Source organism: Holdemania filiformis (genome assembly GCF_003459085.1).
Lineage (GTDB): Bacteria > Bacillota_I > Bacilli_A > Erysipelotrichales > Erysipelotrichaceae > Holdemania > Holdemania filiformis.
The window spans coordinates 88,963-107,490 of the sequence record NZ_QRUP01000001.1 but is presented as its reverse complement, the minus strand read 5'-3'; the positions used below and the strand labels follow the sequence as shown (position 1 = coordinate 107,490).

The 18,528-nt window shown below is 52.0% G+C and carries 16 protein-coding genes; 12 read left to right on the top strand and 4 right to left on the bottom strand.

The features are described from left to right. Positions 1-41 precede the first annotated feature (41 nt). On the bottom strand, positions 42-500 hold the full coding sequence (locus DWY25_RS00500) for a GNAT family N-acetyltransferase (RefSeq protein ID WP_117892324.1): 459 nt from the start codon (positions 498-500) through the stop codon (positions 42-44). A 496-nt stretch (positions 501-996) separates the two neighbouring features. On the opposite strand from DWY25_RS00500, the gene DWY25_RS00495 reads away from it, so the two are divergent. Next, on the top strand, positions 997-2,019 hold the full coding sequence (locus DWY25_RS00495) for a WG repeat-containing protein (RefSeq protein WP_181981626.1): 1,023 nt from the start codon (positions 997-999) through the stop codon (positions 2,017-2,019). A 62-nt stretch (positions 2,020-2,081) separates the two neighbouring features. On the opposite strand, the gene ispH is transcribed toward DWY25_RS00495, so the two are convergent. Then, positions 2,082-2,993 (bottom strand): 4-hydroxy-3-methylbut-2-enyl diphosphate reductase, encoded by a 912-nt coding sequence (gene ispH / locus DWY25_RS00490; protein ID WP_117892320.1) that lies wholly within the window; start codon positions 2,991-2,993, stop codon positions 2,082-2,084. Between the two features lie 486 nt (positions 2,994-3,479). Between ispH and DWY25_RS00485 the strand changes: the two genes are divergently transcribed. From DWY25_RS00485 to DWY25_RS00470, 4 genes are all read left to right on the top strand, one after another. Beyond that, positions 3,480-4,850, top strand: a complete 1,371-nt coding sequence (locus DWY25_RS00485; protein WP_117892317.1) for a DEAD/DEAH box helicase — start codon at positions 3,480-3,482, stop codon at positions 4,848-4,850. Further along, positions 4,843-5,730: a deoxyribonuclease IV gene (locus DWY25_RS00480; protein WP_117892314.1), complete on the top strand. Its 888-nt coding sequence runs from the start codon at positions 4,843-4,845 to the stop codon at positions 5,728-5,730. The genes DWY25_RS00485 and DWY25_RS00480 overlap by 8 nt, the downstream gene beginning before the upstream one ends. A 227-nt stretch (positions 5,731-5,957) precedes the next feature. Continuing rightward, positions 5,958-7,100: a transglutaminase-like domain-containing protein gene (locus DWY25_RS00475; protein ID WP_181981625.1), complete on the top strand. Its 1,143-nt coding sequence runs from the start codon at positions 5,958-5,960 to the stop codon at positions 7,098-7,100. 114 nt (positions 7,101-7,214) lie between these two features. Then, positions 7,215-7,985: a class I SAM-dependent methyltransferase gene (locus DWY25_RS00470; RefSeq protein WP_117892308.1), complete on the top strand. Its 771-nt coding sequence runs from the start codon at positions 7,215-7,217 to the stop codon at positions 7,983-7,985. A 79-nt stretch (positions 7,986-8,064) separates the two neighbouring features. On the opposite strand, the gene DWY25_RS00465 is transcribed toward DWY25_RS00470, so the two are convergent. Both DWY25_RS00465 and ispG read right to left on the bottom strand, forming a co-directional pair. After that, a complete protein-coding gene (locus DWY25_RS00465) occupies positions 8,065-8,943 on the bottom strand; it encodes a carbohydrate kinase family protein (protein ID WP_117892305.1) in 879 nt (292 codons plus the stop codon). A gap of 74 nt (positions 8,944-9,017) precedes the next feature. Continuing rightward, positions 9,018-10,073 (bottom strand): flavodoxin-dependent (E)-4-hydroxy-3-methylbut-2-enyl-diphosphate synthase, encoded by a 1,056-nt coding sequence (gene ispG / locus DWY25_RS00460; RefSeq protein WP_117892302.1) that lies wholly within the window; start codon positions 10,071-10,073, stop codon positions 9,018-9,020. 160 nt (positions 10,074-10,233) lie between these two features. Between ispG and DWY25_RS00455 the strand changes: the two genes are divergently transcribed. The 7 genes from DWY25_RS00455 (at position 10,234) to DWY25_RS18065 (ending at position 18,528) form a co-directional block, all read left to right on the top strand. After that, positions 10,234-11,892: a potassium/proton antiporter gene (locus DWY25_RS00455; RefSeq protein ID WP_117892299.1), complete on the top strand. Its 1,659-nt coding sequence runs from the start codon at positions 10,234-10,236 to the stop codon at positions 11,890-11,892. 308 nt (positions 11,893-12,200) lie between these two features. Next, positions 12,201-14,429 carry a peptidoglycan D,D-transpeptidase FtsI family protein gene (locus tag DWY25_RS00445; RefSeq protein ID WP_117892294.1) on the top strand — a complete coding sequence of 743 codons (2,229 nt, stop codon included), beginning with the start codon at positions 12,201-12,203 and terminating at the stop codon, positions 14,427-14,429. A 102-nt stretch (positions 14,430-14,531) separates the two neighbouring features. Then, positions 14,532-14,681 (top strand): 50S ribosomal protein L33, encoded by a 150-nt coding sequence (rpmG, locus tag DWY25_RS00440; RefSeq protein WP_039865037.1) that lies wholly within the window; start codon positions 14,532-14,534, stop codon positions 14,679-14,681. Between the two features lie 136 nt (positions 14,682-14,817). After that, positions 14,818-15,423 carry an MBL fold metallo-hydrolase gene (locus DWY25_RS00435; RefSeq protein WP_039865038.1) on the top strand — a complete coding sequence of 202 codons (606 nt, stop codon included), beginning with the start codon at positions 14,818-14,820 and terminating at the stop codon, positions 15,421-15,423. A gap of 208 nt (positions 15,424-15,631) precedes the next feature. Further along, positions 15,632-16,390, top strand: a complete 759-nt coding sequence (locus tag DWY25_RS00430) for a DUF2087 domain-containing protein (protein WP_117892292.1) — start codon at positions 15,632-15,634, stop codon at positions 16,388-16,390. Positions 16,391-16,595: 205 nt separating this feature from the next. Next, positions 16,596-17,570: an ATPase, T2SS/T4P/T4SS family gene (locus tag DWY25_RS17915; RefSeq protein ID WP_117892288.1), complete on the top strand. Its 975-nt coding sequence runs from the start codon at positions 16,596-16,598 to the stop codon at positions 17,568-17,570. Between the two features lie 34 nt (positions 17,571-17,604). Continuing rightward, positions 17,605-18,528, top strand: coding sequence for a type II secretion system F family protein (locus DWY25_RS18065; protein WP_338067135.1), 924 nt, complete (start codon positions 17,605-17,607; stop codon positions 18,526-18,528).

Here is an 18,528-nt window from a genome sequence, read left to right as displayed (position 1 = left end):
AGCGCTGAAGTTTTGCCCGAATCCGGTTTCTTTCGGAGCGGCTAAATGGAATTGGTTGAGCGCTCGTACATCCGCGCAGGCTCTGTTTCTCCATCGCCTTGAACGAGGCAGAGAAATTCCCAGCCGTAACGTTCATAAAAGTTTGTGTGATCCGTCAGCAGGTACAGCGTTTTGATTTCAAACTGCCGCATATCCTCACAGACAGTACGCAATAAAGCCCCGGCGATTCCCTGACAACGCCAGGCTTTTTCAACATAAACGGCACAGACATTGGGGGTCAGATCCGGCCGGTCATGAAAATCATTTTCGATAACGCCCAACCCTCCGATAATTTCATCCTGTTCAAGTGCGACATACCATTGCGGAATGACTTTGTCCCCACGCAGGCAGGCCGCAATGCTTTCCTGGTAAGCCTCAACGGGGATTGACCATTTCGCATGAAACCACTTTGCGGCACGCTCTGCCAGTTCGCGATGCTCTCTGATTTTTAAGATTTCCATCTGATTCTTTATTCCTTTCCTGGGATTGATATACGATAAGTTGAACTCATTATACTTTATGATCAAAAATCCGTCGAACTCTTTTGGCGAGGGTGAGATGAAAACGACAAAACAGAGATAGGAGAACTTTTGGCTCATGGCGGATCAGCTTATAACTAATTATGGTCAGACAGTATAAAAAGAGGTACCCGATGAATTCTTACGATTCTATGAAATTAAGAATTTAAGCCCTTTAACCCTGACGATTTCTTTATAATAGAAGAAAAGGGAGGAAAAGATGATGCGGCGATTTAGTGTGTTGACCCTGGTCTTATTTTTATTGATAGGTTGCGCTACAAAGACGAAACCAGAGCGTTCCCCAATGCCAAAACCGGAGACGACACCTCCTGCGGAAGCTACACCGACTCCGGTTATCCAATCGACCCCTACGTCTACCCCTGCGATAGAAGGCGAAATTGAAGTTGTCCTAAAATCTGTCTCAACGGGACGAAATCAGGTGATCGATAATCAATATCGTGTGACTGCCGGCGACGACCGGATCAGAACAGGCAGCTGGGTGACGTTAACAAATTGCGTCGGTAGTGAATACGTTTCACTGAAAGTCCAATATCAGTCGGCCTACAGAAATGAATTTCATGAATGGATTATTGATGATTATCAAATTGAAGTTTTAGATCATTCGATCGCGGGCCTAAAGTCACTTTCAGAAACTGACTTTGATCATATCTATCCCCTGATCAATCGTTTTCCTGACGCATTTGCCGAACTGGAGCTTGTCAGCGGGATGTTTATTTTGGAAAAAGACGGACGGTACGGAATTGCCGATGAAAATCAGGAAATGGTCGTCGAGATCTGCGGCCAGCGCTATCCAGTCTTAGATTCTTTGGAACTGCATTGCGAGGCGGAAGCTTATGATTTTGAACAGGTTTCCGGAACGCCGTATTACCTATGCTCGGGAGCACATGGGATCGCCGCAAAGTGGTTTTATGCTGATATTGAAACAGGGGAGGTCTATACCGTGTTCAGTGCAGATGACGGCCCCGGTATGTTTGTCCCTTTCGACGGGTCGCGGATGAGCGATGAGCTGGGCTTGTATCACGCTGTCAGCGGCTATGATGAAACGCCGGAGGGAGTACCTGAATATGAATGGCTGGACCGCGTCGGCATCGTTAACAAGAAAGGCGAGATGGTTACCGAAGCGATCTATGATCAAGGTCTGGCGATCAATGGTGATCTGATTCCGGTGGCGCGGGATGGCTTGTGGGGATATGTCAATGCCGCGGGAGAAGAAATTATCTCCTGCCAATATTTGGCGCCGCTGCTGATTGATCCGGATCATGATCGCTGGGCGGCTTATCCCCCGGATCACGGACGAATCGTCGCGCAGGATCAAAGTGGATTGTATGGTGTATTGGCAACGGATGGTTCAATTTTGATTCCGTTTGAATATGATTTTGCCGCGCCGTTTTATGACGGTCAGATCCTGCTGGAAAAGGCGGGCGAGCGCACGTTCCAGTAATTTGCGGAAAGTTTGGTTCTCCGTGTCAAAGAAAAAGCAACGCCGTGAAAACGGCGTTGTCTTTATAACAGCTTATCCAGTTCGATATCCGGGTATTCCGGGGTGTTGCCTTGCGCGACTTCATTCAGATAGCCGATCACCTGCTGCGTCAGGTAGGTCGGTGTAGAAGCGCCGCTGGTCACGGCGATGCGCTCGCGTCCCAGATAGTCCTGCGGCTTCAGCTGCCGCACGGTTTCGATCAGCAGCACCTCCGGGATGCCGCTCTGGATGGCGATGTCTTTCAGCTTGTTGGAATTGTTGGACTGCGGATCGCCGACCACGATCAACAGATCGACATTCTCCAATTTCTGGATTGCTTCCTGACGAATTCGGGTGGCATTGCAGATCTCTTTTTCAAAGCGGGCATGCGGGTAACGCACGCGGATCTGATCCATCAGCCGGCCGATTTCCAGAACGCTCATCGTCGTCTGGTTTGTGACGAGGATTTTGGAATTATCAAGGGAGAGCGCGGCCAATGAATCTTGATCGTAGACCGGATGCACGCGCGGACTGATCGCCAGCACGGCCTCAGCTTCCGGATGATTCCGCTTGCCGATATACAGTACATCCGCACCTTCGTCGATTGCCTGACGGACTAAGCGCTGGGTTTCCTTGACGTCGGAACAGGAAGCGTCGACGCAGGTCAAGCCTTTTTGCCGCGCTTTCTCTGCGACTTCCTCGCTGATACCATGGGCTGTAAAGATCACGATGCCTTCGTTTACTTCATCCAGCAGCTCCAGCCGGGTTTTGCCCGCCTGTTCCACGCAGCGGATATGATCGAGCTGCAGCGCGTCGACGACGTAGCGGTTATGGACGATCATACCGAGCATCGTGATCGGTACGCCTGGATTTTCCCGCGCTGTTTTTCGAGCCAGCGCGATGGCCTGGGTAACCCCTTTACAATAACCGCGGGGAATGACGGGGATAATTTCCATAAATGAAACCCTCCTTTTTCTTGGTTTGATCATTACTCGGTAAATATACGGAGTACGGAGACGTCGGAGAGCGACGCAGAGTTTGCCTTGATAATGAGGATGCCGATTTGTTTTCGCCTGCCGCCGTTATACTTTTTTCGATAATTCATTTTCTTCTCAGAGAGCAGCGGGAAAATCCTTGTTTGTTTCGCCGGAATCATTATAACGTGAATGCCGATTTGGACGCAAGTGAAATAAAATCCAGCAAGTCCGCGAGGAAATGCATAAGCAGGCTCTACTCCATGCGGATTATTCTGGGTAAAATGGACATATTGACTTGAACGAAGGGAGAATGGTTTAAGATTCATGGAAAAAAATGCGGGAAAAGCGGTGTGAGAATTGCATAAAAAGCTTAAAATCTGTATAATTGATGGGCAAAGTGAGAAGTTTAACGATCGGAACCGATTCGATAATAAACAAGATTTCACCCCGTAAAGGAGGATTTATATGACACAATTCAACGACTTCGCACTGCGCGCGAGCGCGCAGAAATTGATCGAGCTGGAAGGCTTTCAAGAACCGACGGCGATTCAGGCTGCCGTCATCCCGGTTGCGTTAAAGGGCCGCGATCTCATCGGTATTTCAGAAACCGGCACCGGCAAGACCCATGCTTTTCTGATTCCGCTGATGGAAAAAATCAAACCTGAACTGCCGCAGGTTCAGGCTGTCATTACCGCGCCGACCCGCGAGCTGGCCATGCAGATCTACAACCGCGCCAAGACGATGACGCAGGCGGATCCGCGGCTGCGCGTGCGGCTGATCACCGGCGGATTGGACCGGGAAAAAATGGCGGATTCCGTGAAGACCCAGCCACATTTAGTCATCGGCACGCCGGGCCGGATCAAGGATTTATTCTTGGATCAGGAAGTGCTGCGGGTCGATACCGCATCAATCCTGGTGGTTGATGAAGCGGACATGACGCTGGAATTCGGCTTTTTGGAGGATATCGACGCGATCGCTTCCCGGATGGGGAATCATTTACAGATGATGGCGTTCAGCGCGACGATTCCGCAGGGGCTTAAGCCGTTCTTAAAGAAGTATATGCAGACGCCGCAGACGATCAAAATCGAGCAGGAAACGAAAATGGATCCGAAGATCGAACATATCCTGGTTCCGTGCAAGCATCGCAGCTATGCGGAAACGCTGCTGCAGATTTTACCGGGCTTTATGCCGTATGTCTGCCTGATCTTCGCCAATACCCGGGAAGAAGCGGCCGCGACAGCCAACGCTTTGCGCGAGGCGGATGTGCCGGTGATCGAAATCCACGGCGGCCTGCAGCCGCGCCAGCGCCGGCAGGCGATGAAGCAGCTGGAACAGGCGGATCACAGCTACATCGTGGCAACAGATATCGCGGCGCGCGGAATTGATATCGACGGGATTACACACGTCGTCTCGCTGGGCTTCCCGAACGAACTGGATTTTTATATCCATCGTGCCGGCCGGACCGGCCGGGCCGGCCGTGAGGGAACGTGCTTCGCGTTATACCAGGAACAAGATGAACGTGCCATCCGCTCTTTGAAAGAACGCGGCGTGCATTTTGAAGTTCGTTCGTTTAAAAATGGCGCATGGCAGGCGCAGCGGCAGGCCGACCGCCGCAAGATGTCGCCGGGGCAGCAGCGCGAAAAGGAAATTGCGCGGTCGCTGAACCGGAAAAAGGAAAAGGTCAAACCGGGATATAAAAAGAAAAAGGCAGCTTTAGTCAAGCAGATCCAGCGCAAGGAACGCCGCGCGATGATCCAGAGCGAAATCCAGGCTCAGCGCAAGGAACGCTACAAGGCGCTGCAGCGGCAGAAACGCGAGGAGGGAAGCGATGAATAAGATTGGCTGTCACGTTTCAATGAAAGCGCCGGACTATTTTGCGGGCGCGGTCAAAGAAGCGTTGTCTTACAAAGCAAACGCTCTGATGATTTATACCGGACCGCCGCAGAACACCCTGCGCAAGCCGGTGGAACAGCTGCGGATTGAAGAAGCGCAGAGTCTGTTAAAGGAGAATGGGATTCCATTAGAAAACGTGATCGTGCACGCGCCCTATATCATCAATCTGGGCAATGTTCAGAATCCGGATACCTTTGAACTGGGCGTTCGCTTTCTGAAGCAGGAACTGGCCCGGACCGCAGCGATCGGCGCGCGGTATCTGGTTCTGCATCCCGGTTCCAGCGTCAAGGCGACGGCGGAGGAAGGGCTGGCGCGAATCATTGAAGGCTTGAATCAGGCGCTCGAAGAAGATGATCACGACGTGCTGATCTGTCTGGAAACGATGGCCGGCAAGGGCAGTGAACTGGGCTGGAATTTTGAACAGCTGCGTTCGATCCGCGAGGGCGTGACGAAGAAAGAACGGATCGCGTTTTGTCTGGATACCTGTCATATCCATGATGCCGGCTATCCGGTGGATGAGCTGGATACGGTGTTAGGACAGTGGGATGAAGTGATCGGACTGTCCTTATTAAAGGTGATTCATCTCAATGATTCCAAAAATGTCCGCGGCGCGCGCAAGGATCGCCATGCCAATGTAGGTCATGGTGAAATCGGCTTTGATTCGCTGTACCGGTTTTTTGCGGATCCGCGGCTGGAGGCTGTCGTTAAAATCCTGGAAACACCATATGTCGACGATCATGCGCCGTATGGCCTGGAAATCGAGATGCTGCGAAGCGGCGCTTTCGATGCGCAGAAGCTGGATTGTCTGAAAACGGTAAAATAGCTGGAGCCCGCTTGGCGAAAGCTGAAAAAGCCTGCGGAGCCTGCAATGATTGACGGGATTGGGAAAAATATTCAAAAGAAGGAGTCTTTCGTTGTGAAGGCTCCTTTTTTCGCAGGCGCTGAAAGCAAAGGGAAAGGAACCTCTTGTCATTTTCAAATTTTAATGTTGCTGTATTACTGTAAGTAGTACAGACTGCTTGAAAATTAAAATGAATGGGGGAAATACGAATGTTAAAAACAATCAAAATCATGCTTGGGTTACTCTGTCTGCTGAGCGGCTGCGCGGCAAAGACAACGATTTCTGATTCGCTGGAATCCCTGCCGGTTGGATTCTATGAAGGGGCCGGGTTTCTCGTTGATCATGACCGCCGGCTGGTTCTCATTAACACCGGGCAGGGATGGCTGGGGCAGATCGGCGTGCAGTCGCCGCTGCAAAGGCTGGAGGAGGAGGACGGGAAACTTCGGTTTACTTATGAAAACGAAGTGTTTACGCTGACGATTGAGCCGGGAAAAGAGAGCTATCAGGGAAGTCTGGATCACGGCGGACAGACATCCAGCGTAGCGCTGGTATGGAGTGAACCCGAGGCCAACGATCTGTTGAATTTCAGCTTAAATGCCTCAACTCAGGAACGAATGGAACTGTTAATAAAATATCAGAAGTATGCGCCTGACGGCAAAGTCCCGGCCTATCAATTTGATCTGGGAAAGGATCCGCAGGCTTCAGCTTGGCTGGATCAGCACCAGCTGGATGAGGTTCTGAGCGGGAAAACCGATGTGGAGCTGATGAAAGCCGGATTGTCCTGGGTCTGCGGGGAATATGATCACAGCTCATATTCGCAATACCGCGGCGATGATTCGTTGGACAGCGTCGGCGTCTATGCCGATACGGGTAAGGGTCTTAACTGCAATAATCTCTCGGTGCTGTTAAGCGGGATCCTGCGCAGCTATGGGGTGAAGGCGGTGCCGGTCTGGTGTCTTTCGGCAAGTCAATGGGATCAAGAATGTCATGTCGTCGTTCAGGCGTACAGCGAACAGCTGGATCAGTGGATCTTCCTGGATCCGACCTACAATTTAATGTTGATGGACGAACAGGGAAATTATATCGGCGTGGAAGTGCTGCGCTCCGCCTTGATCGAAGGGCGTCCGCTGACGGCGAATCCGGAAGCAAACTATAACGGCGAGGCGTTTGTTTTAGACGACTACCGCGATTATATGACGAAGAATACATTCCGTTTTAAGCGGCCGGCAGTCTGCGGACGTGAAATCAGCGATTTTGTTTATCTGATTCCTGTGAATACGCAGTTTTCGACTTCCAGCCTGTTATCGACAGACTGGGATGCGTTCTGGGCAACGCCGGAAAAGGACGCTTAGCGGAAAGCTTGGATCGCAGAGCCAGGGGAATGGGATAAAAACCTCCGTTCTGAAACCCGCTGATGTTGATTTTGTGTTAAACTTAATCTAAAGCGTATGAAGGAGGGGAAGAACGTGGAGCTGCGTTTGAAATTCAATGAAGATGAACAGAATTATGATCGCTATCGGCCGGGGTATCCCGACGCACTGATGCAGGATGTGATCGAAAGCTTCCATGCCGGAACGCAAAGCCGGATCATGGAAATTGGTATTGGAACGGGACAGGCCACCCAGCCGATCCTGGATACCGGCTGTGATCTGACGGCGGTGGAACTGGGGGAGAATCTGGCCCGATTTGTCCGCGACAAGTTTAAGCAGGCGCCGCGGTTTCAGGTGATTCTGGGAGATTTTATGGAACTGGAACTGGCTGAAAACAGCTGGGATGGGATTTATAGCGCGACGGCATTTCACTGGCTGCCGCCGGAGGCGGCCTTGGAAAAAGTGCTGCGCTTGTTGAAGCCGCAGGGCTGTCTGGCCTTATTCTGGAATCATCCCTATCCAAACCGGCTGGAAGATCCGTCAAACCGGATTAACCGCGAGGTCTATCAACAATTTTGTCCGTCGGATCAGGCTTTGAAGGAGTTTGATGAAACGGATCTGGCGGTATGGAAAGACCGGCTTATCCAAGCGGGTTTCGCTTCCGTTCAAACGCATTGGTATCGGCGCGTGAGGACACTGAATACCGAAGAGTATCTGGGATTGCTGAACACCTATTCTGATCACCGCGCGCTGCCGGAAGCCCGCCGCCGGGCTTTTGAACAAGAAATGGCGCTGCGCTTACAAGCAACCGGCGGTCAGATCCGGATCTATGATACGCTCGATCTCTATCTCGCGCGGAAACCCTAAATAAAAAATGACAGAACGGTCAAGCCGGAAAGATTGTTTCCGCTTGGGGTTCTGTCTTTTTTATGGCTGGATCGGCAGGTTAACGCAGCGGCCAGGGCAGGCGGGACGGATCGAGCTGGGCGGTGTTTGCCCCTTGGATCTGAACAGCCTGCGCTCCGCACCAACAGCCGTTTTCCAAGGCCTGAGCGATCGGAAGGCCTTTCAGCGAACTGGCGATGAAGCCGGCGCAGAAACTGTCGCCCGCACCGGTTGTGTCGACGACCTGGGCAGGATAGCCAGGGCAGCGCCAAACCTGTGCTGCTTGATAGGCGTTGGCGCCGTTATATCCCATTTTCAGAACCACGGTTTTTATGCCGAACCGTAATAATTCTTCAGCGATTTCATCCGGCTGGAACCGTGAGCACAGCGGACGGATTTCCTCAAGCGAGGGCATGAAAACATCAAGATAGGGAAGCAGAGGGGCGACGCCGGGTAAGCCTTTGTGGTGCCGGTCACGGGTCGTGTCGCTATAAATCGGAAGGCCGAGATCCCGGGCGCGGCGGAAAATCAGTTCCATGCCGGAAGTTTCCAGCGCATGCAGCGTAAACAGCGAGCCTAACGATAATGCGCGAAGGGAAGGCAGCGCCTCCAGCGGGAAGTCGGCCAGCGTGAAATGCCGGTGCGCTTCGCCGGTAACCGTGAAACGGCGCTCACCCTGCGCATCCAGCTGAATTAAGGAATGCGTGGTGATCTCGCCCTCATGTTGGCGCAGCCAGCGAACGTCAACGTGATGAAGCCGCAGCTGATCGAGGATCAGATCGGCTTCCTGATCCCGTCCCAGGCGGGCGCTGCAGGCCGTGGAGAAACCGAGCCTGGATAACAAAATCGCCTGGTTCGCCGCGTCTCCGCCGACCGCGGGCTTTTGTCCCTCCGCATAAAGATCCAGCACACAGCTGCCGAAACACAGAACTTCTGTCATTTTATTTCTCCTTTGCGTGGCATCGTTGTTTCCAATAGAAAACTGCCGCAGTGAAAGAAAACCGCGGCAGGCTGTTAAATCATTTTCAAAATTTCTTCTTTTAAAACTTCCACGATCTGATCCTGTGGAATTTTGCGGATCAGCTGGCCTTTCTTGAACAGTAAGCCTTCCTCTTTGCCGCCGGCGATCCCGATGTCGGCACGGCTGGCTTCCTGCGGTCCGTTGACGGCACAGCCCATGACTGCGACGGTGATATCAGCGTTGATCGTCGCCAGGAAACGTTCGACTTCCTCGGCAATCGGAATCATATTGTACTGAATCCGGCCGCAGGTCGGGCAGCTGACCAGATTCGGAACGTTGTCAATCAAGTTGAAACAGCGCAGCAGCTGCTTGCAGATACGCAGCTCCTCCACCGGATCCGCGCTGACGGAAACACGGATGGTGTCGCCCAAGCCATCCATCAGAAGCGCGCCCAGCGCTGCGCTGGACTTGATCGCGCTGGAGGTAAAGGTTCCGGCTTCGGTCACGCCTAAGTGCAGCGGATAGGGGAAGACCTCGGAGGCCAGGCGGTACGCCTCGATTGTCAGCATGACGTCGCTGGATTTAAACGATAAACAGATGTCGTGAAAGTCCAGCTCCTCAAGAATTTCAACATGCTTGCGGGCGCTTTCGATCATCGCTTCCGCACACGGTCTGCCATATTTCTCCAGTACCGCTTTTTCCAGGGAGCCGCTGTTGATACCGATCCGGATCGGTACCTGATGCTGCTTGCAGGCATTCACGACGGCGACGACGTTTTCCCGGGCGCCGATGTTGCCGGGGTTGATGCGGATCTTATCAACGCCGGATTCAATCGCGGTCAGGGCTAATTTATAATCAAAATGGATATCGGCGACCAGCGGAACGCTGACCTGAGCTTTAATTTCCCGAATCGCCCGCGCGTCCTCCTGATCGTAGACCGCCATCCGGACAATCTGACAGCCGGCTTCGGTCAGCTGGCGGATTTGTTCCACGGTGGCAGCGACGTTTTTCGTCTTGGTATTGGTCATCGACTGAATGATCACTTGATTTTGACCGCCGATCTGCAAGTTTCCAACCTGGATCGGACGGGTTTCCGTTCTTTTTCTCATGAAATTCACCTCAGTAACCATTATAGCATAAATATGAAAGCGGGCGGACAGGAGAACAAAAGGAAAAAAGCGGACTGGAAACCGGAAGTGAGACGGCGCGGATATGATATAATAAATCCAACGAGTCAGAAGGAGCGGATGGATCCGGAGAATTGCGATCATGGAGGATCCTGGACGATCGAAGAGAGGAGGAAAAGATATCGATTTCAATCAACTGTTAATTTTAGGCGGCGGGGTGCTGATGATCTGCATTCTCTGCAACAAGCTTTCGTTTCGGCTGGGCGTGCCCAGTTTATTGTTGTTTATTTTATTAGGCATGGTATTCGGCAGCGACGGATTATTCCGGATTCCGTTTGAGAACTATGCGTTCGCGGAAAAGCTGTGTACGGCAGCCCTGATTTATATCATGTTTTACGGCGGCTTCGGAACACGCTGGAAGCAGGCCCGGCCGGTAGCCGCGCCGGCGCTGTTGTTATCATCGCTGGGCGTATTTCTGACAGCGGCGCTGACCGGTGCGTTCTGTCATTGGGGGATCGGGATGGAATGGCAGGAAAGCTTTTTGATCGGCGCGGTGATCAGCTCCACCGACGCGGCTTCGATGTTTTCCATTCTGCGAAGCAAAAAGCTGGCGCTTAAAGAAAATACCGACTCCCTGCTGGAATTGGAAAGCGGAAGCAACGATCCGTTTTCATATATGTTGACGGTCATGCTTTTAACGATGATGGCGGGCGAGGGTGATCCGGCAACGTTTGCCCGAATGCTGGCGCTGCAGCTGGTTTTAGGCGGCCTGGCCGGCTGGGTGTGCGCTAAAGTGGGCATCGCCTGTTTAAATCGGTTTGATTTTGCGACGGAAGGTTTTGATTCGATCTTTGTCGTCGGTCTGGCGCTGCTGGCGTATGCGCTGTGCAGCGCTCTTGGCGGAAACGGTTATCTGTGCGTGTATCTGGCTGGAATTCTGATGGGAAACGCGCCGATCCGCAACAAACGTTCGCTCGTGCATTTTTTTGACGGGGTGACGGGCCTGATGCAGATTGTAATTTTCTTTTTGTTGGGGCTGCTGGCGTTTCCGTCCCAGCTGCCCTCAGTCATCGTTCCGGCATTATCCATCATGGTGTTTTTGACGTTGGTGGCCCGGCCGATCGCGGTGAGCTTATTATTAAAGCCGTTTGCGGGTTCATGGCGGCAGACGGTTTTGGTCGGCGCGGCCGGTTTGCGCGGAGCGTCGTCGATTGTCTTCGCGATCATGGTCACGGTCAGTCCGGCCTATACCCGCTACGATGTGTTTCACGTTGTTTTCTGTCTGGTGCTGTTGTCGATCAGTCTGCAGGGAACGCTGCTGCCGTGGATTGCGCGCAAGCTGGATATGATCGATTCAGGAGCGGATGTATTGAAGACGTTTAACGATTATAAGGATGATCCGGCCATTGAAATGATTCAGCTGGATATCCGCCCGGGGCATATGTGGATCGGGCAGCCGGTCCAGGCACTGAATCTGCCGCCGGACTTTTTGCTGGCGATGATCCGCCGGGGACAGGACACTCTGATTCCGCAGGGGAAGACCGTGATCGAGCAGGGTGATCAGGTGATCGCAATCGCGCCGGCCTTGACGGCGGCGATGCCGTTGGCGCTGACGGAGATCCTGATCGAGGAAGGCCATCCGTGGCAGAACCGTCGGATCAAGGAACTGAATTTACCGCCGTCGCTTCTGATCATGATGATTCTGCGGGGAAAGACGATGCGGGTGCCGGACGGCAGCACACGGATTGAAGCGGACGACATGCTGATTGTTCATCAGCCGCAGGAAGCTTCTAAGAAGTAAGCGCAGTGCGCAGAATTTAAAATGTTCGGCGGCGCAGACAGCGATTCCGCACAAAAGCGGCCTTACGATCAGGGGAAGATCCTTTTTCATGGAATAGGGAAATCTTCTTTGTTCAAGCGGAATGACTCAAAATCGCAGATCAGACTTAAACCGGCTGGGCGTAGGCCTGGCCGTTGTTTTTCTTTTATCGCCTTCAGCGGGATCCCGTTGAAAAAGGGGATGTGATGCAGGTTTTCATCCGGACGCCGCAAGTTTTAGCTTCAATCAGAAAAAAATAAGGTATAATAAGGCATACGAGGAGATCGTGCATGACAAATAAACCGTTACTTGGACCAAGAAAAACCAAAGATGATAAGAAACTGCACTGGGAGGGCAGCAGCGAACACCTGCGCAAAGCGCTGGATTTAAGCAAGATCGTTACCCGGCGTTTTCAGCTGGTCGCGCTGGCGGTCTGCGTGGGCATGGCGGCCATCGTCGTGCGTTTGTATACGATTCAGATGCTGAGAACTGAAGACTACGCGCAAAAGCTGGCAACCTATACCCGCCGGTATCAGACGGTGACGACCCCGCGCGGTGAAATGCTGGACCGCAACGGTCAGGTGCTGGTCGGCAATAAACAACGTTTAAATATTACATATTTTCCGCCCCAGGGTATTTCCGATGAAAAAGAATGGGAACTGGCGCGGCGTTTTTCAACGGATTATGAAGTCGATGAAACGCAGCTGGGGACGCGGGATTTGAAGGATTTGTATCTGAGTCTGCATAAAAAGGAAATCGACGCCGAACGGATCACCGAAGAAGAAATGGCGGCGTATTATAAAGGTGATCTGAATGACAATGACATTTATTATCTGGAGTTGGCGCGGATTACCGAGGAGGATCTGCAGACGCTGGATACCGATTTGCGTAAGGCCTATGTTGTCAAGCAGGCGATGGATATGCCGTCCAGCGGTCAGACCAAGATTATTAAAAGCGATGTTACTGTGGAGGAAGCGGCGTTTTTAATCGAACACATGGAAGAATATCAAGGCTTTAACGTGGATTTTGACTGGGATCGCGAGTATCCGTTCGGGACGATGCTGAAATCAGTGCTGGGTACCGTGACGACCTCCAAGCAGGGGCTGCCGTCAGAGGATCTGGATTACTATCTGGCGCTGGATTATTCCCGCAATGAAAAGGTTGGCCGTTCCGGTTTGGAGAAGCAATATGAAGGTCTGCTCAGCGGCAAGCGCTCGGTTTATGATCTGGCTTATGACGAAAACGGCACGGGTTATCTGAGCGAGGTGAACGAGGGTTCTAAGGGCTATGATCTGGAGTTGTCGATTGATGCGCGTCTGCAGCAGAAGCTGGATGAAATTTTAACCCAGGTGCTGACGGAATATAAGGATGATCCGCTGCGCCCGTATATGGACCGGATTATGTATGTGCTGCAGGATCCGAATACCGGCGATATCCTGGCAATGTCGTGCATGATCCGCAATGCGGATGGTTCGATCAGCGCCAGCCCGACAAGTATCTACACCGACGCTTACGCGCCGGGATCAGTGGTCAAAGGCGCGACGGTCTATATGGGACTGGATCAGGGTGTGATTCAGCCGGGCGAGAAGATTTTAGATAACTATATCAAAATTAAGGATACGCCGATTAAGAAATCCTGGAAGACACTGGGCTGGGTTGACGATGTTCAGGCCCTGGCGCAGTCGTCCAACGTGTTTATGTTCAACGTTGCGATTCGTCTGGGCGGCGGCACGTATATTGAAAACAATCCGCTGCAGATCGACGCGAATACCTATTTGTTGATGCGCAGCTATTACAGTCAGTTTGGTCTGGGCGTATTAACGGGCATCGACGTGCCGAACGAAGCGGTCGGCTATATGCCGGGGAAACTGGCCAATGCCGGCAATACGCTGGACTTTGCGATCGGACAGCTGGACAACTACACGACGATCGAGCTGGCGCAGTATGTATCGACGATTGCTAACGGCGGTAAGAAGATTCAGCCGCGCTTAGTGCGCCGGGCGTTTGATCCGGGTACACAGAACGTCGTCTATGAAAACTATGTCAACGTTATGTCGACGCTGGAAAATACGGCTGCTCTGGACCGCGTGCGGCAGGGCTTCAATGCCTGCGTTTACGGCGGGATCTGTTATGGCTTAACCGATGTGCCGGTGACGATCTCGGCGAAAACCGGAACGGCGGAATCATTTATCAACGTGACCAACGAAGATGGAACGACAACCCGTTATGATACGACCAACAACAGCGTTGTCGCTTATGCACCGGCGGAAAATCCGGACTATGCGATGGCGTGTATGATTCCAAACGCCTGGGTTACCGGCGGCGGTTCGCAAAGCAATCTCTGCCTGCGGATCACCAACGAACTGACAAAGGCCATTTACAATCCGGACGATGGGGCGCAGAATTCTGAAACACCGGTGCAGCCGGATTCCAATCCGGTTGTGCCGACGGAAACCCCGGCGCTGCCGCCGACCCCGGATTCCAACGATCCGCAGACGTCGCCGGAGCCGGTGCAGTAAGTTTTATCCGAAAAAATCACAGAATTAACAGGTTTTTCAAAAAATATAGTAATTTAAAAAAAACTATGTTATACTTGTTTAGCATTATTAGGAGGAATATTCATGAGAGACGCAATTACTTTCAAATGTTCTGAATGCGGCGAAGAAAATTACATTGGGACAAGAAACAAGAGAAAACACCCTGAAAAGATGGAAATCAAGAAATACTGCCCACGCTGCAATAAGAAAACAGCTCACAAGGAGAAAAAATAAAAGAAGCCGGATTCTGGCTTTTTTTATTTTTGATATTCTTCATAATCTGATCGAAGGTGAAAGGCGAAAGTAAGACATCTTAGCTTGCTTTCATGCAATCGTTATGACCGCGTTATGCGCGGTAATGGAGGTAAAGATGAAAATAGAAACAATTCCGTCCGGCGCGTTTGCGACCAACTGTTATATTCTTGAGGATCAGGGAACCGTGTTAATTTTGGATCCAACGGGCAAACCTCAGAGAATCTTGGACCGGCTGCAGGATCGGGTGCCGGCGGCAATCATTTTGACACATGGTCATTTTGATCATATCGGCGCGGTTGACGAACTGGTCCGGCAGTTTCACTGCGAAGTGTATGTGCATCCTGCGGATCAGGTTCTGCTTGAAGATGAAACGCTCAATGGGATGGCCGGTATGACCGCGCATGTCCGCACCCAAACAACTCCGTTAATGGAAGGCACGATGAAGTTAGGGCAGATCGAGCTTCAAATTCTGGAAGCGCCGGGCCATACGCCAGGCAGCGTGCTGATTGTAATCGGTCAGGACTGCTTCTGCGGCGACGTTGTCTTTGAAGGGAGTGTAGGCCGGACGGATCTGCCGTTAGGAAATGATTCGCAGATGCGCCAGACGCTGAAGATGGTCCGGATGCTGAACCCGCAGTTAAACCTGTATCCAGGCCATGGAGCCGCGACAACTCTGGAAAAAGAATTAAACGACAATCCCTTCCTGCGGACTCGCCGTTAATTAAATTACACAAGCGTTGTGCTTAGCGGCCGGCGCTTTTTTTGATTTATCAGGAAAACTGACGAGGGAAGAGAAGCGGGAAAAGCCAGTGAAAAGAAGAAATGAAAAAAAGTGATTATGAAAATGTAGATGTTATAAAAAATATCTATCAAATAAATAGATGATAGTGTATAATGTTTATATAAAATACGAGAGGAGGTTGAGAAAAATGGAAAAACAGGAACTATGGGACGCCGACGCTGAGGAAATTCGACGCGGATACCGGATTATTGACGATGAAGCAGAATGCTTATTTTGCGGGCAGCGTTATCATCTTCAGGAAATCTACGCGCAGGACGATCGGTGGGTTTTGGGCGAGCGGAAGATGAACCTGCATGTGAAAAATGCGCATGGTTCACCGCTGGCAATGCTGCTTCGGTTAGGTCCGGAGGCGTTGGGCATCAGCGCGATGCAGTTGGAAATGATTCAAGCTTTTGCATCCGGGCAAAGTGATCAGGAGATTGCGAAGGAAAAAGGCGTAACCTTATCGACTATCCGCAATTACCGGTTTAAGCTGCGGGAAAAGCAGAAGCAGGCGCAGCTGTTTGTCATGATGATGAATCTGCTTAACGAAAACAGCGGCCGGGCCATCCAGCAGTTCAACGATACGAAACTGATCGATGCGCACGCGGCGGCGGTGATGCGGGATGAGCGATATGAATTAACAGAAAAGGAACGCGATACGATTCTGAAAACGTATTTTGACGCACAGGGCGCGCTGAAGGAAATGCCCGCAAAGGCCAAGCGTAAGCTGGCGGTGCTGGCGCAGATCGCGGAGAACTTCAAACCCGAAGTTCAGTACACCGAAAAGCAAATCAACACGATGCTCAAACGAATCTGGCATGATCATGTCTATCTGCGCCGGGCATTAATTGAATATGGTTTTTTGGAACGGACAGCCGACGGCAGCGCCTATTGGCGGAAATAAACTGAAAACAAGGAACACGCTTAGCCCGCCCCGGGATAATGAATGTTTTAATCAAAGAAGCTGACAGCACAACGCTTGAACTGTGTGCTGCCAGTTTTTTTTTCTTCAATTTGAGTAAAAAATGATGAAAATTCAACTTTTTTGTTTTTTTTAGGGGGCTTTTTTCAAAAATGCGCAATATTGAAGGTGTAGGGGGCGAGAGAATATGGAAGAACGATTACTTGCTTTGCTGCGGATGGCTTTAAAACAGCACGCCACCGATCTGCATTTTTCCATCCGCAATGAAACAGTGATGCTGCAGATGCGCTGCGGTCTTCAGATTAAGGACATCGAAACCGAACCGCAGGATTTAAAACTATTCCGCTATCTTCAATACCGGGCCAACCTGGAGCTGAGCGACCGGAGCCGGCCGCAGACCGGCCGGTTTGAGATCGATGTGGATGGAAAAATCCTGGCCCTGCGGTTTGCGGTCATGCACAGTTTAATGCTGACCAGCGGAGTGCTGCGAATCCTCAATGGAACGCTGGACTGGACGCTGACCGATTGTTGTCCGGATAAAAAGCAAACTGATTTGCTTAAGCAAGTGCTGAAGCGCCGCAGCGGCTTATTCCTCGTCAGCGGCCCTACCGGCAGCGGCAAGACGACCACACTGTACGCCATGCTCAACGAATTAAGCCCTGCCAAGATTTTTACGCTTGAGGATCCGATTGAAATCTATTCAGACCACTTCATTCAGATCCAGATCAACGAGCGTCAGCATCTGGGCTATGACGAAGGGATCAGCCAACTGCTGCGGCATGATCCGGACGTTATCATGATCGGCGAAATCCGCGAGCCGGTGGCGGCGGCGATGGCGCTGCGCTGCGCACTGACCGGACATCTGGTTTTGACCAGCATTCATGCCTCATCAGCTCAATCGGCGATCACACGGATGATCGAACTGGGAGTCAGCGAAACTCAGCTGATGGAGATGCTGGCCGGAGTCAGTTGTCAGCGGTTGGTGTCCTTAAAAAATCAAAAGGGAAGGATGTGTGTCTATGAAGTGCTTCTGCCTGACCAGCTGGCGCAGCTTCGCCAGGGGCAGCTGCCGGACAATTTTATCCCGTTGCCGCAGCGGCTGGACGACCTGGTGCTCAAAAACCGCATTACGCAGAAACAACGGGAGGCTGTCGGTCTCTGAATGTCAGCAGCTGGCAATCCTTTTGGGCAGTGCGATGAGCTGGCAGACAAGCCTGACCTTTATCGAAACGCCGAAGAATCATCCGGTGATCGCCGCGCTGCGTGAGCGGATGCTGGAAGGCACAGGATTTGCGGCTGGATTAGCTCCGGCTCTGGCAAAAGGCGTCGACGCGGATTTCGAAACGATGGCGCAGGTTATGCCGCCTCAGCAAGCCTTGACCTTAGCGCTGCGGCTGCACCGTTTATATACGGACAACCGCCGTCAGATCCGCAAGCTGCTAGGCTATCCGGTGCTTCTAGCCGCCGGCAGTCTGGGCGGTCTGGCCTTGTTCAACCGGGTTTGCTTTCCGGTGCTGATCAGTCTGATCCAGTCGTTTGACCGCGATCCATCCGGTATGGTGCTGCTGCACCGCGGCTTAAGCACGCTGTTTTTCTTTCTGGCGCTCGCAGGGGCCGCCGGAGGAGCCCTGGCCGTCTGGCTGCGTAATCCGACCGCGCGGTTAAGCGCGTATGTGCTGTTGGTCAAAAAACGCCGTGGTCAGTTTTTAAGACGATGGCTGGGCTTGGATTTCTCACGTTATTTTTCCTGCTGCCTCAAGGAAGGCTGTCCGACGCAGACAACGCTGACGTTATTGCAGAAGCTGCCGAAAAAACCATTTCTGAAGTTGATGAGCTGGCATGTGGAGCAGGCGCTGTTGGCAGGCGAAAGTCTGGAAACTGCGCTAGGCAGCGAATACCTTGATCCTTCGCTGATGCAGCTGATGCGCACCGCTTCGCACAGCGGTCAGGTTCAGCCTTTGCTGGAGAGTTATGTCGAAGTCCGCCAGGGGCAGCTGTTGGATCAGCTGCGGTTCACCGCGCGCGGTCTTCAGCTGTTTGCGTATGGAACGATTGCGGCAATGATCCTGATCGTCTATCAGATTCTGCTTTTGCCGCTTTCAATCATGAGTCAGATGTAA